Raw genomic sequence first — 17,471 nt, 5'->3', positions numbered from 1 at the left:
ATGAATTATACCTATCTACTTATCAACCTTGCTGTAATCTTCTTTCCCCTGGTTTTATCATTCGATAAAAAGGTTCATTTTTTTAGCAAATGGAAGTTTGTATTGCCTTCGATATTAATTACAGGTGTGGTGTTTTTAATTTGGGATATCCTGTTTACCAAACTCAATGTGTGGTCTTTTAATCCCGATTACCTTATTGGGGTAAATCTTTTGGGGCTACCTTTGGAAGAGATTTTATTCTTTTTAACAGTTCCTTATGCCTGCGTATTTATTTACGAATGTTTGAATGCCTATTTCCCAAAAAACGATCTGCAAAGGTATAGCCTTGCATTAAGTAATTTACTCCTAGGACTTTGTGTGGCTATTTTATTTTTCGGTTATAACAGGTGGTATACGCTGATCAATTTTGGCTTTTTATTTATGGTGCTGGCTTATGTAGAGTATGTAAATGTCGAGTTCAGGTTTATGTACAAGTTCTATAGGGCTTATCTGGTTTCGCTTATCCCATTTTATATCGTTAATGGATTTTTAACTTCTATCCCTGTGGTGATGTATAACGATAAGCAAAACCTTGGTTTTAGAGTAGGTACTATCCCTTTCGAAGATCATTTTTATTTAATGGGACTGTTGTTGATGAATATCTGCCTGTACGAAGTTTTTAAAAGTAAGGGAGGCAAAAGCCAAGCGTAAAATAAAATTTTATTTATAGAAAACGAATGTTCAGTGGCTCTTGGCGCAGTTCGGTCCCGCTCTACATTCCTCCCGACTTAACGTGGGGATTCATTGCATCCGACAGCTATCGGATCGGGTTTAGGAACAGGGGTTTGTGCACCCTGCAACCCGAAAAATGAAATGCTGTCGAGGCCAACTAGCCGCGGTTGAAGAGATGCCCTGGAGCAACGAAGCGTAGAGCGTAAAAAGGGAAGCGACTTTACTGTTTTGTACAGGTATTGCGCTCCAAATGAAATCGATAATTTTTTAATAGGGAAACGAATGGCCTGTGGTTCTTGGCGGTTCTTAGTCCTGCCATTCGCTGTAGCTCCGATAGAAGAATCGGAGGCTGCCGCTACTGTCCCTTAGGTTTAAAGATAAGGGTTTGTACATCCTGCAGCCCCAAAAATGAAATGCTGTCGAGGCTAACTAGCCGCGGTTGAAGCGATACCCTGCAGCAACGAGGTACGAGGCAGCGAAGCGTAAAAGCGTAAAACGGGAAGGAAGTTGGTGTTTTGTAGCGAACTTGCGCTTCAAAAACAATAGCTAATCAAGGATATAAGGCATTGAAGGAAATATAAGCTTATATGGTACTTAAATTTCTTATATGGTTAAAAACCTTTTTGATTATCTTCAACCCGAAATTAATTTAAATGGATTTACCCAGCTATACCAAGCAGCAACTCGCATTACGTAACGGACAGGATAAACCTCAAATATGGGTGGCTTATAAAGGTTTGATCTACGATATGACCGATAGCAGGCTGTGGCGGGACGGTAAACATTATGAGCACTGGGCCGGACAGGATTTAACAGACGAACTGCCCGATGCACCCCACACTGAAGCTGTTTTTGAGAAATTCATACCGATAGCTATACTTGCTATACCAAATTGATTTTGGTATGTACAGATGGTTTGGTGTAAAGACTTTACTCTATAAAAAAGCCGCAGATTTAAAAGAATTAATCTTTAAATCTACGGCTAAAGTTTATTTAATTAGAACTGGCAACTGAAAATTGCCTGCTGTTAACTGAAAACTTATTAAACTTCTATTGTAAAAGCACTTAAGCTTACAAATTCCTGAATTCTTGCTGCAACTTCTTCATCGGTTAAATTTAATAACCTTTCTGTTCCAAATTTCTCTACGCAGAAAGAAGCTAGTGCAGAGCCATAAATGATCGCGTTTTTCATGTTATTGAAGTTAATTGTGCCCACTTTAGCCAAATAACCGATAAAGCCTCCTGCGAAAGTATCGCCGGCACCAGTTGGATCAAATACTTCTGCCAAAGGCAAAGCCGGAGCTGAGAAAATCTGATCTTCGTGGAATAACAATGCACCATGCTCACCTTTTTTAATGATTAGGTACTTTGGCCCCATGGCAAGAATTTTTTTAGCAGCTTTAACCAATGAGTATTCACCCGATAACTGACGTGCTTCGGCATCATTTATGGTTAATACATCTACCAGTTTAATGGTTTCCAATAAATCATCCATCATAATGTCCATCCAGAAGTTCATGGTGTCCATTACGATCAGTTTCGGGCGGTTTTTAAGGCGTTTAATTACCGTTTGCTGCACCTGTGGGGTTAGGTTTCCTAACATTAAGTATTCGCAGTCTTGATAGCTCTCTGGGATAATCGGATCGAAATTTTCCAGTACATTCAGTTCCGTAATTAAAGTATCGCGACTATTCATGTCGTTATGGTATTTTCCTGACCAGAAGAATGATTTTTCACCTGCTTTAATCTGTAATCCTTCGGTATCAATACCGTGTGCCGTGAAGGTGTTGATATCTGATTGATGAAAATCATCGCCAACAACTGCTACAATTTTTGCTTTATTATAAAAGTAAGATGCCGCTAAACTTGCGTAAGTTGCTGCTCCGCCTACAATTTTATCCGTTTTTCCGAAAGGAGTTTCAATAGCATCAAAAGCTACAGTACCTATGATTATCAGGCTCATATTTATGTGTTAATTTTTTTTTAAAATTTTTCACTGCAAATATTGCATAAATAATTTAAAAGCCCTAATATTGCATTCCCAAAACGAACAAGGGTATGTGTGCTGTAAAGTGCAAAGAGCCTCGTTTTAGGAAACGACCAGTACTCCTTCTTAGCTCAGCTGGTTAGAGCATCTGACTGTTAATCAGAGGGTCGCTGGTTCGAGCCCAGCAGAGGGAGCCAAAACCCACAACGAAAGTTGTGGGTTTTTTGCGTTTATGGCTGGGTGAGAAGGGATCAAGCAAAAAAGTTGGGGAGTCACTTTAAGCATAAATTTTAGATAATCTAAACAGAAAGAAAATGTATTAAAGCCTTTGGATTATTGTTATATTTTAATTTCAGTTTTAAATACTACCGTTGCATCGCCTTTTATCTTGATTAGCGAAGGTAGACCATTTTCAATTCCGACGCTAACGCTTATCATTCCGAATCTGTTTATCTTTTCTCCTTGTTTACCATTGAATTCGAAAAGGTTATCTTTAAAATCGACGATTTTATTTTGTATAAGGTATCCACCTAATGGTCCATTTGCATTACCTGTAACCGGATCTTCATTTATTCCGATCGCAGGGGCAAACATTCTTCCATATGTTAATACGTCATCATCATCCGAGTCAAATGTGAATACAAAATAGCCATTGCAATTAATCTGTTTACTTAGGTCAATCAGGCTATTGTAATCAGGGTTCAGATTGTTTAGCTTTTCTCTGCTTTTTATCCCGATCATAACTTTCGAATGTCCTGTAGAGGCAATCTGAATGGGGCATTTTTCATCGGTATCATTATAATGAAGTCCTAGCGCTGATAATATTTGTCTGGTTGTAATGTTGTCAAATGCAGGGCTAAGTTCAAATTTACCTTGAGTCATTATAATTTGGTAATCCTCATCTTTTTTGACGATCTCAAAAGGCAGCGTGCCAACCTTAGTTTTGTATCTCAAAATACAGGTGTCTAAATTGTATTCAATGGCTTTTGCATACATCGCGGCAATTGTAGCATGGCCACAAATGGGAACTTCTGATGTTGGCGTAAAATACCTGATTAGGCCATCGGCACTATTATCATCTGGAGAAAAAAGAAAGGCTGTCTCAGAATTGTTTAATTCTTTGGCAATCTGTTGCATTTGAGTATCAGTCAGCCCGTCGGCATTCACGACCACGCCCGCCGGATTTCCACTAAATCTCTCTTTTGTAAAAGCATCTATTTGGTATATTTTATACGTTTTCATGATCGTTTCAGGTTTGTTAAAAGGGCTTTCTTCTCTTTTTGCATACACTGATCAAATATATTCAATTTTATAAGCCGGATCCTGATGCTTTAATAGATGTGACGGATGAAACCAGACTTATGACGATCTGTTGAAGAAAGTCCCATTAAAAAAACTTTCATAAAAATTTGCGTAGTTAAATGACTACATTTATATTTGTAGTCAAATAGCTACATAATGAATTTAAGAAGAGATGTATTTCAGGCCATTGCTGACCCTACAAGAAGGGCAATATTGCTTTTAGTTGCTTCGCAATCGATGACGGCTGGTGCAATAGCCACTAATTTCGACACCGCAAGGCCAACTGTTTCAAAACACCTGCAGATTCTCACCGAGTGCGAATTGTTGGAGCAAAAACAAAACGGCAGAGAAATTCATTACCACACTAACGCAAAAAAAATGAAGGAAATTGCCGATTTTATTGAGCCGTTCCGCAAAATGTGGGATGACAGATTTAATAAACTGGAAGATATCATGAAAAACTATAAACCAGGCAAATAGCATAACATGGAGCAGAAAACAAAAATTGAGGCTGAAAATGGTAAACAGGAAATGATCATTACCAGAGAATTTGATCTACCTGTGGCATTGCTTTTTAAGGCTTATGTAGAACCTGAGATTGTGGAGCAATGGATGGGGACGAAAGTGCTTAAGCTTGAAAACAAAAAGTATGGTAGTTATCAGTTCGAAACTGCTGGCCCTAAAGGAAATGTAGCATTTGTTGCTACAGGGGTAATCCACGAATTTGTACCCGATGAAAAAATAACGCGGACATTCGAAATGGAAAATACACCTTTTGGCGTTCAGCTTGAGTTTTTAAAGTTTGATAAACTAACCGATGATCGTAGTAAACTCACGATGCATGTTGTTTATAAATCAGTTGCACTTAGAGATCAAATACTGGCTTTGCCTTTTGCGCAGGGCATCAATATGGCACATAACCGCTTACAAAATATCGTACACCAATTAAAATAACACATCATGACAAAGAGAAACAAAATCATCTATTGGATTGCTACCGTTTGGCTTGCATTAGGCATGTTATCAACTGGAATAGTACAGTTGATAAAAATGAAAGAAGAAGTAGCGTTGTTTAACCAATTGGGTTATCCGCTTTATTTTCTGACGATATTGGGTGTTTGGAAAATTTTGGGTGTTGTTGCTGTGCTTATTCCTAAATTTACTTTATTGAAAGAATGGGCTTATGCAGGCTTTTTCTTTGTGATGTCTGGTGCTGTTTTCTCACATCTGGCTGTTAGGGATAATAGTTTTTCGGCATATTTTGGACCAATGTTATTACTCGTGCTAACTATGCTGTCGTGGTACTTCAGGCCTGCAGATAGAAAGGTTAATTTCGCTTAAATTAATGATCAAATTTTGAATATTTAAAATGGAAGGGCGAAAAAATACAACAAAACCAGCTGACATGAAAACGAATCCAAAAGTTGATTTTTATTTTAACAAAGCAAAAAAGTGGCAGGAAGAACTGCTGCTGTTGCGGGCAATTGCACTAGATTGCTGGCTTACCGAAGAATTAAAATGGGGAGTGCCTTGTTATACCTTAAACAATAACAACATCGTTTTAATACATGATTTTAAAGAATACTGTGCATTTTTATTTTTTAAAGGCGTTCTATTAAATGATACCGCCGGGATCTTGATCCAGCAAACGAAGAATGTACAGTCGGCAAGACAGGCGCGCTTTACTAATGCCCTCGAAATAGTAGAACTGAAATCAATTTTGAAGACTTATATGTATGAAGCCATTGAGGTAGAAAAAGCTGGTTTAAAGGTAGATTTGAAAAAGACTACGGAATATACCGTTCCCGATGAGTTTCAACATAAATTAGATCATATTCCTGATTTAAAAGCGGCATTCGAAGCCTTAACGCCTGGCCGTCAAAGGGCTTATTTACTTCATTTTGCGGCACCCAAGCAAGCTAAAACCCGTGAGGCAAGGGTTGAGAAATTTATGCCACAGATTTTGAATGGCAAAGGGTTGAATGACTAATCGTTTCCCCGTTTCGCGGTGTCGGATGTTGTCATCTGTGCGAGGAATCGTCATTGCGGGAAGGCTTTTTCAGCCGGCGAAGCAATCTTTAGGGCCGGGGCCGCCAGTATGAAAGATTGCTTCGTCGTTCCTCCTCGCAATGACGACTTTTCTTTTGTAGCTGCCAATGGCGGCGTAGTCGGAAGAAAATCTTTTTTAATTATATTGACTGTAAATTAATTTACCAAACAGTTACCGGCTTTGAGAAATGCGAAGCATATTTAATCAAATAAAACATATGAGTAAAATAAATAGGAATAAAAAAGAGTTATCGCCCGAACAGGCTAAAGAACTACTCGATACTCTGAGAATTCGTTTCGAGAAAAACATGGACCGCCATAAAGGTATTGAATGGGTTAAAGTAGAAGAAAGGTTAGCGGCCAGGCCTGAAAAACTATGGGTGCTTGATGAAATGGAAATAACTGGTGGCGAACCCGATATTGTTGATTATGATAAAGAAACAAGCGAGTATATTTTTTACGATTGCTCGGCAGAAAGCCCTAAAGGCCGTAGAAGTATTTGTTATGATTTGGAAGGGCTAGAATCAAGAAAGGAGCATCAGCCAGAAAATAACGCCATTGATATGGCTGCTACAATGGGTGTAGAGCTCTTAACCGAAGAACAGTACCGCTTTTTGCAGCAATTTGGAAAGTTCGATACCAAAACATCGAGCTGGATTGTTACTCCTCCCTCGATCAGAAAGTTAGGTGGTGCTCTTTTTGGCGATCACCGCTACGACCATGTGTTCGTGTATCACAATGGTGCACAATCGTATTATGCTGCAAGAGCGTTCCGTGCTTTGTTAAGAGTGTAACTGATGATCACAATGATTTTTGATAACAAAAGAAACGTAGCCCAGGTCGTTTAGCCAGGCTGATTTCGCCACTAAACTGATAACCAAGCTTCGGGAAAAGCGCTTGGGTGGCCATGTTTTTGCTATTGGTATCGACCCTTAAGATAGAAATACCCGAAGCTTTTGCTACTACTTCAGCCTGGTTCATTAAAGCCTTGGCAATGCCCATGCCCTGGCAGTCCGGATCTACCGCTAAACGGTGGGTAACAATTGCTTTTTCGTTAATATCCCAACCTACATCTGCATACTCGGGATCCTGATCTGTAGTAATTGCAGAAACACCAACAAGTTTGTCGTCCAGCTCCGCTACCCATAACTGACTTCTAGTAATATCGCTGGTAAATACCTCGGGGTTCGGATAATCATCTCCCCACTGAAAATTCCCTACAGCATGCATTAATGGTACAACCTTGCTTACCAGGTGCATTATTTTCAGGATATCTGCTGTTATGGCTAATCTAATTGTCATGGCTGCAAAGGTAACAGAATAGGTTTGATGTAATTAGTCCTTGGTTCAATGGGCATTGGTTGCCAGGCGGCCACCTAACCATCAACTATGGGTCATAGACGAGTAAGCTATCTCACTTTCATGAAGCTATCAAGGTTGATAACATGAATTAGTTTTTTCTTTAAAAAAATTAAACTTTTCTCTTACCCCTCCGTCAAAATAAAACACACAGCATAAAGCTTGATTTATTTTTTACTTAAAAGATTAGGTTATGAAAAGGATTGTAAATGCATTGCTCTTATTGGTTATGGCGGTTAATTTTAGTGCATGCGTGGTAAGCGCACGTGCACCAAGGGCACGCTGGGTACGCGGGCATTATAATATTGGCCCTCATGGCGGTCGGTATTGGGTGCCCGGGCATTACCGTTAAATTTTTGCTATCGCCGCCTTTTTATGGCGGCAGTTTGTTTTTATAAGCATGTTGAAAAATGTAATTCGGTAACTTGTACGATTGTTGATCTAGATTGTAGGAATAAAATAATACATTAGCGTTATTAACACGATTTTAGCATATGCAAGAAGAAATTCTTTTACAGATTAGCCTTAAAATTAAAGAAAGACGTAAAGAGCTAGGTATTACCGTTCAGGAGCTTGCAAATAAAGCAGAGGTAAGTAAAGGGCTTATCTCTCAAATCGAAAACAGCCGTACTATTCCGTCTTTAATGGTATTAATGGATATTATTAAAAGCCTGCAGATAGACCTGAACAGTTTTTTTAAGGATATTAATTTTCATAAAAAAGATGCCCCCGTTCTGGTGAAACGAAAAGATCAGTACCAGAAGTTCGAAAAGGAACAGGCCACAGGTTTTAACTACTCGCGTATTCTAACCAAGAGCATTAAATTTTCGACCGCCGATTTTGTACTGCTCGAGCTCGAGGTGAATGCGCATCGTCCAATGGTGAAAACCGAAGCATTCGAATTTAAATACATGATAGAAGGTAAAGTAGAATATCAGTTTTCGAAAAAGAAAATTATACTCGAAAAAGGAGATTCCATGCTTTTCGACGGAAGGCTTTCTCACACCCCGGTTAATGTTGGCGATAACAAGGCGCTAATGCTGGTCATTTATTTTTTTGAGTAAAACTTATGTAAACAAAGTTTATTATTACTTAACAATTATTTATCTTCATCTTTATAAACCAAGCTTAGGTTTGGTGATAGAAAAATATGAATATGAAAAAATTTTTGAAAAGTACTTTAGTGTTACTTTGTTTATGTGTATTTGCGCAGGCACAATCTAAAAAAATTAAACACGTAATTTTAATTGGTTGCGATGGTTTTGGTGGCTACGCTTTGCCAGAGGCAAATATGCCTAATCTTAAAGCATTAATGGCCAACGGTTCGTGGACTACACAGGCACGCTGTGTATTGCCATCTTCCAGTGCTGTAAACTGGGCTTCCTTGTTAATGGGCGCTGGGCCAACCGAGCATGGTTATACCGAATGGGACAGTAAGGTTCCCGAAATTCCATCTATCACCAAAACATCTTATGGTTTGTTTCCAGGGATATTTAGTGTAATCAGAGATCAAAAAAAACAGGCTAAAACGGCCATTGTGTATAGCTGGAGCGGTATTGGTTATTTATTTGAAAAAGAAGCAGTAAATATCATCGTTAGCGGAAACGATAAAGATGATTTTTGCACCGATACCACTGTTGCAATTATCAAAAAAGAAAAGCCTTATTTTACCTTCCTACATTTAGACGAACCTGATGGTACGGGACATTCAATAGGTCACCGTACACCGGCTTATTATAAACAATTAGAGTTGGTAGATCAGCGGATTGGTAAAATTGTAAAAGCGGTTAACGATGCAGGCATAGCTGATGAAACCGTTATCCTGGTTACTGCCGATCATGGCGGTAAAGGTAAAGGCCATGGTGGTAAATCGCTTGATGAAGTGCAGATCCCGTGGATTATCGCAGGCCCTGGTATTCGTGAAAACCACGAATTAAAAGACGCAATTATTACTTACGATACAGCCGCAACACTGGTCTGGTTAATGAAGTTGCAACAACCGCAATGTTGGAGAGGAAGACCGGTATTAGAGGCTTTTGCCAAATAAAACACCAACCCTGCACGGCAAAAACTTAACAATTTGATAATCTTGATTTTGTTTACTAATAATAAACAATGTTTACTATTGTTTTTTTAAGTGAATAGATATGTCAATCAAATTGGTGGCGTTCGGTATGATAAACAACATAAGCGGATATTAGGATGGGTTTACTTCATATAGCCCGCAAAAAAGCACTTAATTGGCCTTATTGGTTAATTACAATGCTTGGTGGTATATCAGCATTTGGTTGTTATACCAGCATGTATGCCTTTCGCAAAGCTTTTGCCTCCGCTACTTTTGAGCATCAGGAATTTCTGCATATCGATTATAAAGTTTGGTTGGTTATTGCGCAAATGGTAGGTTATACCTTAAGTAAATTTTATGGTATCCGTTTTATTTCCGAATCGGGGAAAAGTAACCGCGCAAGAAGCATCATTTTTCTGATTCTTTTTTCTTGGCTTGCCTTGCTCGGATTTGCTTCGGTACCTGCACCCTACAATATTGTATTTCTTTTCCTCAATGGTTTCCCTTTGGGCATGATATGGGGTTTGGTATTCAGTTATTTGGAAGGAAGAAAAACAACCGAATTTATGGGGGCACTAATGTCGATCAGTTTAATATTTGCCTCAGGTTTTGTTAAAACGGTAGCACGTACACTAATGTCGTTTGCTTTGGTAAGCGATTATTGGATGCCTTTTCTTACCGGACTGGTTTTTCTGCTTCCGCTATTGCTGTTTGTTTTTTGCCTGGAGGTTATTCCGCCGCCTTCAAAAGAAGATCAGGAACTACGTACAAAACGGGTACCGATGGATGCGAAACAGCGGAGAAAATTTATCACTACATTTTTACCGGGTATTATCTTAACCATTATCATTTATGTATTGCTTACCTGTATCCGCGACATGCGCGATAATTTCGAAGTAGAAATCTGGAACGGCCTAGGTATTCATAACAACCATATCTACACGCAGATTGATACCCTGATTTCGGTTGTGGTATTGGTGATGATGGGGCTTTTGATCCTGATTAAAGATAACCTCAAAGCTTTTACCGTGATCCATATCATGATTATTTCGGGTTGCTTGCTGATCGGAGTAAGTACATTCTTTTTCGATAGGGGGCACATAGGGCCTGTAAGCTGGATGGCTTTATTGGGGATGGGACTTTATATGGCGTACATTCCTTATAATGCTATTTTCTTTGAACGGATGATTGCCAATTTTCATTACAAAAGCAATATCGGGTTTATTATGTATGTGGCCGATTCCATTGGTTATGTAGGTAGTTTTTCGATACTGCTGTTTCATGAGTTCGGTGAAACGAATACCAGCTGGATGCACTTTTTTAAACAGTGTTTGTTTGCAATACCATTAATTGGTGGGGTGTGTAGTGTGCTCTCACTGATTTATTTCAGAAAGAAAACATTGGCTACAAATAAAAGGATGCAGGCAGCGGAGCAGTTGGTTTTAACAGGGAAATAAGTAAGGACTAATTGTTTCCATTTTTTATCATGTAAGGCCATTTAAGCTTATATGGTTCTTATGTTTTTTATATGGTTGAAATATAGGGGACGTGGTGGGGCTCAGGTGATCGTCATTGCGAGAAGGCTTTTTCAGCCGACGAAGCAATCTTACAACGATCGCTACAAGCGTGCGCATTAAGATTGCTTCGTACCTCGCAATGACGAATCTCTATTGAAATCATTGGTGGGGCTAAGAACAGTTAAAAGAATATTAACATTGATGCCGGATTGACTTAGAAACATCCTAGCATCTCACATAAAAAATAAACAATGAATAAACATTTCGATCTTATTGTAATTGGTGGAGGGATTTTAGGAACATTCCATGCCTACCATGCTTTACTTTCGGGCAAATCCGTATTGCAGCTCGAAAAAGACAATTTTCCGGTAGGCGCTACCGTGCGTAATTTTGGTCAGGTGGTACCCTCGGGTATGGACGCCGAATGGTTTGGATATGGTGTGGCTGGTCTAGATATTTATAAATCCATTCAGCAGGAATTCGATATTTCTGTTCAGCAAAATGGCAGTGTTTACATCGCATCAGATAACGATGAGCAGACCTTGATCCATGAGCTGAAAGCACATTACGATACCATTGGTTACGAAACCAAACTGCTTAGTCAGGAAGCGGTTTTAAAAAAATATCCTGCTATTAAATCTTCTTATGCCAAGGAAGCCATCTTTTTTCCCCAGGAAATTAGCGTAGCACCAGATCAAATGATCTACCGCCTGCATGAATATATGCAGACTAAGTTTGCACAGTACACACTTAAATACAATAGTCCGGTTACCTCCTGCGAAAGTAAAGGTACTGGTGTTGAAGTAGGTTTAAGAAACAATACCGAGCTTTTTACAGCCGTGAAAGCCATTATCTGTAATGGTTACGAATTTAAACTGCTTTATCCCGAACTGTTTAGCGAAAGCGGTATCGTGGTAAGTAAACTGCAGATGATGCGCAGTATACCTATGCCTGAGGTGGCTTTAGCAGGTAATATTTTAACGGGGCTCACCACTAGGCGCTACGAAAGTTTTGAGCACTATTGCCCATCTTTCAAAAGCATTAAAACTCCTGAACATTACGAAGAGCTGAAAAAATGGGGTATCCATATCCTGTTTAAAAAGGCTGCAGATAATACGATCATTATTGGCGATTCGCATGTATATGCTGATGTAAACCATTTCGACGATCTTGGTTTCGATTTAAGTCATCACATTAACGAGCTGATGCTGGAAGAAGCCGCCCGCATTGTTGATTTCGATGTGCGCAAACTGCAAAGTACCTGGGCCGGATTTTATCCACAGCACCCAACAAAACATATTGTAACTTACGATCTCGACGATCGCATCCACATCCGTACAGCTATTGGCGGTAAAGGAATGACCGCTAGTGCAGGTTATGCTGAAGAAAGTATTAAGAAAATATTTAGTTAACAAATACTAAACAGAAATAGGGGTTTTTGTTAACTAAAAGTTGGCATTGGGCTAACATATACATCTTATCATTGCATCTATAAAACCTAAAAAAATTATAGATAAATGAAACATCTCTACAAGATGAAGATGTGCATGGTAGCTTTGCTGTTACTGTGCCTCACGCCTTATTTTACTTGGGCACAAACAAAAATAGCTGGTCTGGTTAAAGACGATGCGCAGCAGCCGATTCCAGGCGTTAGCGTAATGGTAAAAGGAACTAGAAAAGCTACTTCTACCGATTTATCGGGCCGCTTTACACTTGATGCCAAAACAGGCGAAACACTTGTTTTTAGTTCGATCGGATTTCTTCCGCAAGAAGTTCAGGTAACGGGCGCAAACCTGACTATAACTTTAAAAACAGATTCGAAAAACCTAAACGAGGTAGTGGTTACTGCCCTTGGTATCCGTAAAGAGAAAAGAAACCTGGGTTATGCCATTCAGGAAGTAAAAGGAGCCGATCTGGTAAAAGCCAGAGAAGCTAATCCGGTAAATGGATTGGTGGGTAAGGTTGCCGGTTTAACTGTTGGGGTATCTTCAGAGCTTTTAGGCCGTTCGTCGCTTTACCTTCGCGGTAACGATGTTAATTTAGTGGTGGTAGATGGGGTGCCGATCAATTCGGACACCTGGAACATCAATCCTGATGATATTGATACTTATACTGTGCTTAAAGGCCCGGCTGCTGCGGCGCTCTATGGTTACCAGGCTTATAATGGTGCATTACTAATCACCACTAAAAGAGGCAAGTTAAGTGATAAAGGTTTTACCGTTGAACTAAATTCGAGTACGCAGTTTAACAAAGGATTTATTGCTTTGCCGAAAAGTCAGGACGAGTACGGGCCAGGTGGGCACAGTGCCTATACATTTGTTGATGGAAAAGGTGGAGGTTTAAATGATGGCGATTATGATATCTGGGGACCTAAATTCGAAGGGCAATTAATCCCTCAGTACGATAGTCCGATTGTAAATGGTGTGCGCCAGGGTACGCCATGGGTAGCCCGTGGAAAAGATAACTTAAAGCGTTTTATCCAAACTGGATTGCTTTCTGCAAACAACATTGCTTTATCGTCTGCAACTGATAAGTATAATTTAAGGGTTTCTATTTCCAATAATTATCAAAAAGGAATTATCCCGAACACACAATTAAATATCAATAACTTTAATGTAAGCGGTTCGTATAACATCAGTCCGAAATTAAGGGCCGAAGCCTATATCAATTATAGTCGCCAGTTTTCTGATAACATACCAGATGTAAACTATGGCCCGAACAGTGTGATTTATAACATGACACTTTGGGGCGGTGCCGATTGGAATATCGACGATATGAAAAACTACTGGCAGCCGGGCAAAGAAGGTATCCAGTCTATCTATGCCGAATACCAACGTTACCATAACCCTTATTTTATGTCGTACGAATGGTTGCGCGGACATAAAAAGAACGATATTAACGGTTATGCCTCATTAAACTATAATGTAACCAAAGGATTGGATGTATTGTTAAAAACACAGATTTCGACCTACGATCAGTTAAGAACCGAGAAAATGCCATTTTCTGCTCACCCTTACGGACGCGAAGAAGGTTTAGGCGATTACAGGGAAGACCGACGTAGCATGTTCGAAAACAATACCCAGCTGATTTTAAAATACAACAAAAACGTTGGCGATTTATTCGAAATCAGTGCTTTTGGCGGCGGTAATGCCCGTAACTTCAGTTACAACTCTAGTTTTACTACTACAGATTATTTAAACGTTCCGAATGTATATAATTTCTCGAACTCTAAAAATCCGGTAAAAGCATTCGATTTCAATTCACAAATGTTGGTGTTAAGTGCATTTTATTCTGTTGATTTAAGCTTTAAAAAGTACCTGAATATTAATACGACCGGCCGTGTAGATAAAAACTCTGCACTTCCTCCGAGCAACAATTCGGCTTTTTATCCTTCAGTTTCTTTAAGCTCGGTAGTTTCTGATTACGTGAAGATGCCTGCGTTTATCTCTTTTGCAAAAGTAAGGGCATCGTATGCCAATGTTAAAGATCCAGGCTTAGGTACACAGGATTTTATCGGTGCAACGCCATTGCAAAGTTATCCAATCGGTTATGGTGCAGAATATACTTCGTCGTACGGTGGCCCAGGTTATGGTCTATCTTCGCCATATAGCATCAGGCCAACCTATAACAACCAAACAGGCGCTTATTATACCAATAACCTGATCGATCTGAATGCCGTAAAAGCACAAAGCAGAACTAATTACGAAGGTGGTATCGACCTGAAATTTCTTAAAAACAGGTTAGGTTTCGAAGCTACTTATTTTAGGTATATCGATGGACCGAAAATTATCAGACAAAATATCTCGGCAGCTACAGGTTACCAAACCAATACCATCAACGGCCGTAAAACGCAAAACAGCGGTGTAGAGTTAAGTTTATCGGGCGCACCGATTTTGACTGATAAATTTGGTTGGGATGTAATGATCAACTGGTCTACCTATAAACAGATTTACAAAGAACTTGCACCGGGCGAAACATCGGTTGATCAATTCTTTAAAACGGGCGACCGCATCGACAATATTTATGGTTCTGTTTTGGCCAAAACACCAAGCGGACAGGTGATCCATACTTCAAGCGGTACACCGATTTCGTTACCAGTTAACCAGTTGTTAGGCCATGCCGATCCAAACTGGGTATGGAGTATCGGTAATAAATTCAGGTATGAGAATTTCTCTTTCAGCTTCCAGTTAGATGGTAAAGTGGGTGGAGTAATGCAAGATTATGTCAGGTTAAAATCGTTTCAGGGCGGTCGTCAGATCGAAACCGTTCAGGGTAAAATGGGCGAAGCCAGATATCAGGATTACCTGCGTGTAAACGATCCGACTTATAAAGGTACATGGGTAGGAGATGGTGTGGTTATTGCTAATGGCGGTAAACTTAACTTCGATCCGGTTACAGGTGTAATTACCAATTATGGCGATCTAACTTTCGCACCAAACACCACTACTCAATTGTTGCAGGATTATCTGGGCGTTTTTTACGGTGCCAAAGAAAATACCATGATGAGCCGCACCTACGCTAAATTGCGCGAAGTAACCTTTGGTTACCAGTTACCTAAAAAATTATTGGAGCGCACATTTATCAAATCGGCCAATATTTCGGTAGTGGGGCGTAACCTGTTGTACTTTATCAATTCTACCTATAACGACGTGGATGTAGATCAATATTCGGGTAGAGAAGGTACTTCTACGCTGCAAACACCAACCACAAGAAGTGTAGGCTTTAACCTTAATGTTACTTTTTAATCGCTAGAACATGAAATCAATGCATAAAATCCTGTTTTTCTTCATCATCGTGGCTGTTTGCGGCGGATGTAAGAAAGAATTTGAAGAAAATTTCAAAAACCCAAACCAGGCCGAAACCGTTCCGCCAAATTTATTGCTGAACGGTATTTTGTTCGATATGTATGAAGTACCTTTTTCGGGCTCAGAAAGATGGAATCAGTACACCGCTGCCAATTATTTTTATTATGCCAACAATAACTACGATTGGACAGGCGCTACTTTAGATTATACTACTTTAAAAAATGTGGTAAAAATGGAAGAAGAAGCCAGCCGTTTAGGTGGTGAAGTAGCTAAGCCTTACCTGGCTTTGGCTAAATTTTTTAAAGCATATTTCTTTGTGAAAATGAGTTTGAAGGTGGGCGATCTACCGATGACGGAAGCCCTAAAAGGCTTTGGCAACCTTACTCCAAAATACGACACCCAAAAAGATATTTTTAAACAATCGTTAACCTGGTTAGAAGAATCGAACAGCGATTTAACGGCTTTAATTGCTGCGGGCAACAAAGAATTAAAAGGCGATATCTACCTTAAAAACGACCTGATGGCCTGGCAAAAGGTAGTGAATACCTTTAAATTAAGAACGCTGATCCAGTTGAGTGCCAAGGTAGACGATGCCGATCTGCAGGTAAAACAACAGTTTGCAGCAGTATTGGGCAATGCTAGCAAATACCCCGTAATGGATAGTATGGTCGATAATCTTCAGTTTGTATACAACGAAAGTTTTAATAAATACCCGAACAATAAAGATAATTTTGGTAACGATGCTTTGCGTTATAACATGGCGGGTACGTATTTAAATACGCTTTCGAGCTATAAAGACCCAAGGGCCTATATGGTTGCCGAGCCAGCACGAGGCATAGCAGAAGCCAATGGTTATGCCATTACCGATTACCGCAATTTTATAGGCGCAAGCTCTGGCGAAGATCAGGGGGTAATGTTCGATAAGGTACAGAAAGGTCTGTATTCGCTTATTGGGCGTAACCGATACTACAGCGGTTATACTGCTGAAAATACCTTTATCATTTCTTATCCTGAACTGTGTTTTATCAAGGCCGAAGGTATTAATCGTGGCTGGGCTACTGGCGATGCCGAAAGCTGGTATAAAAAAGGTATCCAGGCTTCTATTGCTTTCTATGGGATTAAAGATGGCAGCAATGTGGTAACCTTTTTGAAAAAAGACGGTAAACTAGGCGAATTTGAAACCTACAATGTAAACTTCACTTTCGAAACGGATTATTATGCGCAGCCTGTAATAAAATATGTTGGCAATACAGCTGCGGGTTTAACACAGATCCTTACCCAAAAATACCTGGCTTATTTCCGTAACTCTGGTTTCGAAGCTTATTATCAGTACCGCAGAACAGGCATTCCTGAATTCCAGGTAGGGCCAGGTACAGGTAATAGCCAAAGGATTCCGAAACGTTTTCAATACCCTGATATTGAAAGAACAACCAACGGCGAAAACCTAAAACAGGCTTTACTTCGCCAATATAACGGAACTGATGATATTAATCAGGCACCATGGATTGTTAAGCCGTAATTGTTAACGATCTGATATTCAGTTTAAAATTCGAAAAGCGATCCTCCGCTTTAAAGGGAGGATCGCTTTCTCAAATAATAATTGAATTAATTTTTGCATAAATAGTTTAAAAGCGCTAATATTGCACTCCCAAAACGAACAAGGGGTGTTTAACTGC

Annotated in this window: 17 protein-coding genes and 1 tRNA gene; 15 read left to right on the top strand and 3 right to left on the bottom strand. The window is 39.6% G+C overall.

The genetic code is table 11. The annotated features are described in order from the left end of the window. Both EYS08_RS00735 and EYS08_RS00730 read left to right on the top strand, forming a co-directional pair. Positions 1-690: a lycopene cyclase domain-containing protein gene (locus EYS08_RS00735; RefSeq protein WP_131027959.1), complete on the top strand. Its 690-nt coding sequence runs from the start codon at positions 1-3 to the stop codon at positions 688-690. A gap of 674 nt (positions 691-1,364) precedes the next feature. Further along, a complete protein-coding gene (locus EYS08_RS00730; RefSeq protein ID WP_131027958.1) occupies positions 1,365-1,607 on the top strand; it encodes a cytochrome b5 domain-containing protein in 243 nt (80 codons plus the stop codon). A 146-nt stretch (positions 1,608-1,753) separates the two neighbouring features. Here EYS08_RS00730 and EYS08_RS00725 read toward each other — a convergent pair whose 3' ends face one another. Further along, a complete protein-coding gene (locus tag EYS08_RS00725) occupies positions 1,754-2,674 on the bottom strand; it encodes a PfkB family carbohydrate kinase (RefSeq protein WP_131027957.1) in 921 nt (306 codons plus the stop codon). Positions 2,675-2,818: 144 nt separating this feature from the next. On the opposite strand from EYS08_RS00725, the gene EYS08_RS00720 reads away from it, so the two are divergent. After that, a tRNA-Asn gene (locus tag EYS08_RS00720) sits at positions 2,819-2,895 on the top strand. A gap of 142 nt (positions 2,896-3,037) precedes the next feature. Here the strand turns inward: EYS08_RS00720 and EYS08_RS00715 are convergent. After that, positions 3,038-3,940, bottom strand: coding sequence for a PhzF family isomerase (locus EYS08_RS00715; protein WP_131027956.1), 903 nt, complete (start codon positions 3,938-3,940; stop codon positions 3,038-3,040). 216 nt (positions 3,941-4,156) lie between these two features. Here EYS08_RS00715 and EYS08_RS00710 point away from each other — a divergent pair, with 216 nt between their 5' ends. The 5 genes from EYS08_RS00710 to EYS08_RS00690 all read left to right on the top strand — a co-directional run bounded on the left by EYS08_RS00710 (position 4,157) and on the right by EYS08_RS00690 (position 6,843). Continuing rightward, complete coding sequence (locus EYS08_RS00710) at positions 4,157-4,480, top strand: ArsR/SmtB family transcription factor (RefSeq protein ID WP_086549015.1); 324 nt, start codon at positions 4,157-4,159, stop codon at positions 4,478-4,480. Between the two features lie 6 nt (positions 4,481-4,486). Beyond that, positions 4,487-4,954, top strand: coding sequence for an SRPBCC domain-containing protein (locus tag EYS08_RS00705; RefSeq protein WP_131027955.1), 468 nt, complete (start codon positions 4,487-4,489; stop codon positions 4,952-4,954). 6 nt (positions 4,955-4,960) lie between these two features. Beyond that, the gene (locus EYS08_RS00700; RefSeq protein WP_131027954.1) at positions 4,961-5,341 is read left to right on the top strand and encodes a DoxX family protein; all 381 of its coding nucleotides are present in this window, start codon (positions 4,961-4,963) and stop codon (positions 5,339-5,341) included. A gap of 64 nt (positions 5,342-5,405) precedes the next feature. Beyond that, a complete protein-coding gene (locus EYS08_RS00695) occupies positions 5,406-5,990 on the top strand; it encodes a YdeI/OmpD-associated family protein (RefSeq protein WP_208745760.1) in 585 nt (194 codons plus the stop codon). Between the two features lie 286 nt (positions 5,991-6,276). Further along, positions 6,277-6,843, top strand: a complete 567-nt coding sequence (locus tag EYS08_RS00690; protein WP_208745771.1) for a DUF4256 domain-containing protein — start codon at positions 6,277-6,279, stop codon at positions 6,841-6,843. 7 nt (positions 6,844-6,850) lie between these two features. Here EYS08_RS00690 and EYS08_RS00685 read toward each other — a convergent pair whose 3' ends face one another. After that, positions 6,851-7,351 carry a GNAT family N-acetyltransferase gene (locus tag EYS08_RS00685; RefSeq protein WP_131027951.1) on the bottom strand — a complete coding sequence of 167 codons (501 nt, stop codon included), beginning with the start codon at positions 7,349-7,351 and terminating at the stop codon, positions 6,851-6,853. A 250-nt stretch (positions 7,352-7,601) separates the two neighbouring features. On the opposite strand from EYS08_RS00685, the gene EYS08_RS25615 reads away from it, so the two are divergent. The 7 genes from EYS08_RS25615 (at position 7,602) to EYS08_RS00655 (ending at position 17,314) form a co-directional block, all read left to right on the top strand. Further along, on the top strand, positions 7,602-7,760 hold the full coding sequence (locus EYS08_RS25615; protein ID WP_165456336.1) for a hypothetical protein: 159 nt from the start codon (positions 7,602-7,604) through the stop codon (positions 7,758-7,760). 142 nt (positions 7,761-7,902) lie between these two features. Continuing rightward, entirely contained in the window at positions 7,903-8,472 is a 570-nt protein-coding gene (locus EYS08_RS00680) for a helix-turn-helix domain-containing protein (protein ID WP_131027950.1), read from the top strand. 92 nt (positions 8,473-8,564) lie between these two features. Beyond that, positions 8,565-9,455 (top strand): alkaline phosphatase, encoded by an 891-nt coding sequence (locus EYS08_RS00675; RefSeq protein WP_131027949.1) that lies wholly within the window; start codon positions 8,565-8,567, stop codon positions 9,453-9,455. Positions 9,456-9,610: 155 nt separating this feature from the next. Then, entirely contained in the window at positions 9,611-10,930 is a 1,320-nt protein-coding gene (locus tag EYS08_RS00670; protein WP_131027948.1) for a DUF5690 family protein, read from the top strand. A gap of 311 nt (positions 10,931-11,241) precedes the next feature. After that, positions 11,242-12,402: a TIGR03364 family FAD-dependent oxidoreductase gene (locus tag EYS08_RS00665; protein WP_131027947.1), complete on the top strand. Its 1,161-nt coding sequence runs from the start codon at positions 11,242-11,244 to the stop codon at positions 12,400-12,402. A 105-nt stretch (positions 12,403-12,507) separates the two neighbouring features. Beyond that, positions 12,508-15,735, top strand: coding sequence for a SusC/RagA family TonB-linked outer membrane protein (locus EYS08_RS00660; RefSeq protein ID WP_131027946.1), 3,228 nt, complete (start codon positions 12,508-12,510; stop codon positions 15,733-15,735). Between the two features lie 10 nt (positions 15,736-15,745). Beyond that, positions 15,746-17,314 carry a SusD/RagB family nutrient-binding outer membrane lipoprotein gene (locus EYS08_RS00655; protein ID WP_131027945.1) on the top strand — a complete coding sequence of 523 codons (1,569 nt, stop codon included), beginning with the start codon at positions 15,746-15,748 and terminating at the stop codon, positions 17,312-17,314. The last annotated feature ends 157 nt before the right edge of the window (positions 17,315-17,471 follow it).

It is taken from the genome of Pedobacter kyonggii (assembly GCF_004310665.1).
In the GTDB taxonomy this organism is placed as follows: domain Bacteria; phylum Bacteroidota; class Bacteroidia; order Sphingobacteriales; family Sphingobacteriaceae; genus Pedobacter; species Pedobacter kyonggii.
The sequence above is the reverse complement of the archived record's forward strand: the minus strand, read 5'-3'. Positions and strand labels throughout refer to the sequence as shown.

Excerpts from the sequence above, each read along its gene's own strand:
- EYS08_RS00655 (WP_131027945.1), top strand. The coding sequence starts at position 15,746 with ATGAAATCAATGCATAAAATCCTGTTTTTCTTCATCATCGTGGCTGTT.
- EYS08_RS00710 (WP_086549015.1), top strand. The coding sequence starts at position 4,157 with ATGAATTTAAGAAGAGATGTATTTCAGGCCATTGCTGACCCTACAAGA.
- EYS08_RS00685 (WP_131027951.1), bottom strand. The coding sequence starts at position 7,351 with ATGACAATTAGATTAGCCATAACAGCAGATATCCTGAAAATAATGCAC.
- EYS08_RS25615 (WP_165456336.1), top strand. The coding sequence starts at position 7,602 with ATGAAAAGGATTGTAAATGCATTGCTCTTATTGGTTATGGCGGTTAAT.
- EYS08_RS00670 (WP_131027948.1), top strand. The coding sequence starts at position 9,611 with ATGGGTTTACTTCATATAGCCCGCAAAAAAGCACTTAATTGGCCTTAT.
- EYS08_RS00660 (WP_131027946.1), top strand. The coding sequence starts at position 12,508 with ATGAAACATCTCTACAAGATGAAGATGTGCATGGTAGCTTTGCTGTTA.
- EYS08_RS00695 (WP_208745760.1), top strand. The coding sequence starts at position 5,406 with ATGAAAACGAATCCAAAAGTTGATTTTTATTTTAACAAAGCAAAAAAG.
- EYS08_RS00675 (WP_131027949.1), top strand. The coding sequence starts at position 8,565 with ATGAAAAAATTTTTGAAAAGTACTTTAGTGTTACTTTGTTTATGTGTA.
- EYS08_RS00665 (WP_131027947.1), top strand. The coding sequence starts at position 11,242 with ATGAATAAACATTTCGATCTTATTGTAATTGGTGGAGGGATTTTAGGA.
- EYS08_RS00680 (WP_131027950.1), top strand. The coding sequence starts at position 7,903 with ATGCAAGAAGAAATTCTTTTACAGATTAGCCTTAAAATTAAAGAAAGA.
- EYS08_RS00730 (WP_131027958.1), top strand. The coding sequence starts at position 1,365 with ATGGATTTACCCAGCTATACCAAGCAGCAACTCGCATTACGTAACGGA.
- EYS08_RS00705 (WP_131027955.1), top strand. The coding sequence starts at position 4,487 with ATGGAGCAGAAAACAAAAATTGAGGCTGAAAATGGTAAACAGGAAATG.
- EYS08_RS00700 (WP_131027954.1), top strand. The coding sequence starts at position 4,961 with ATGACAAAGAGAAACAAAATCATCTATTGGATTGCTACCGTTTGGCTT.
- EYS08_RS00735 (WP_131027959.1), top strand. The coding sequence starts at position 1 with ATGAATTATACCTATCTACTTATCAACCTTGCTGTAATCTTCTTTCCC.
- EYS08_RS00725 (WP_131027957.1), bottom strand. The coding sequence starts at position 2,674 with ATGAGCCTGATAATCATAGGTACTGTAGCTTTTGATGCTATTGAAACT.
- EYS08_RS00715 (WP_131027956.1), bottom strand. The coding sequence starts at position 3,940 with ATGAAAACGTATAAAATATACCAAATAGATGCTTTTACAAAAGAGAGA.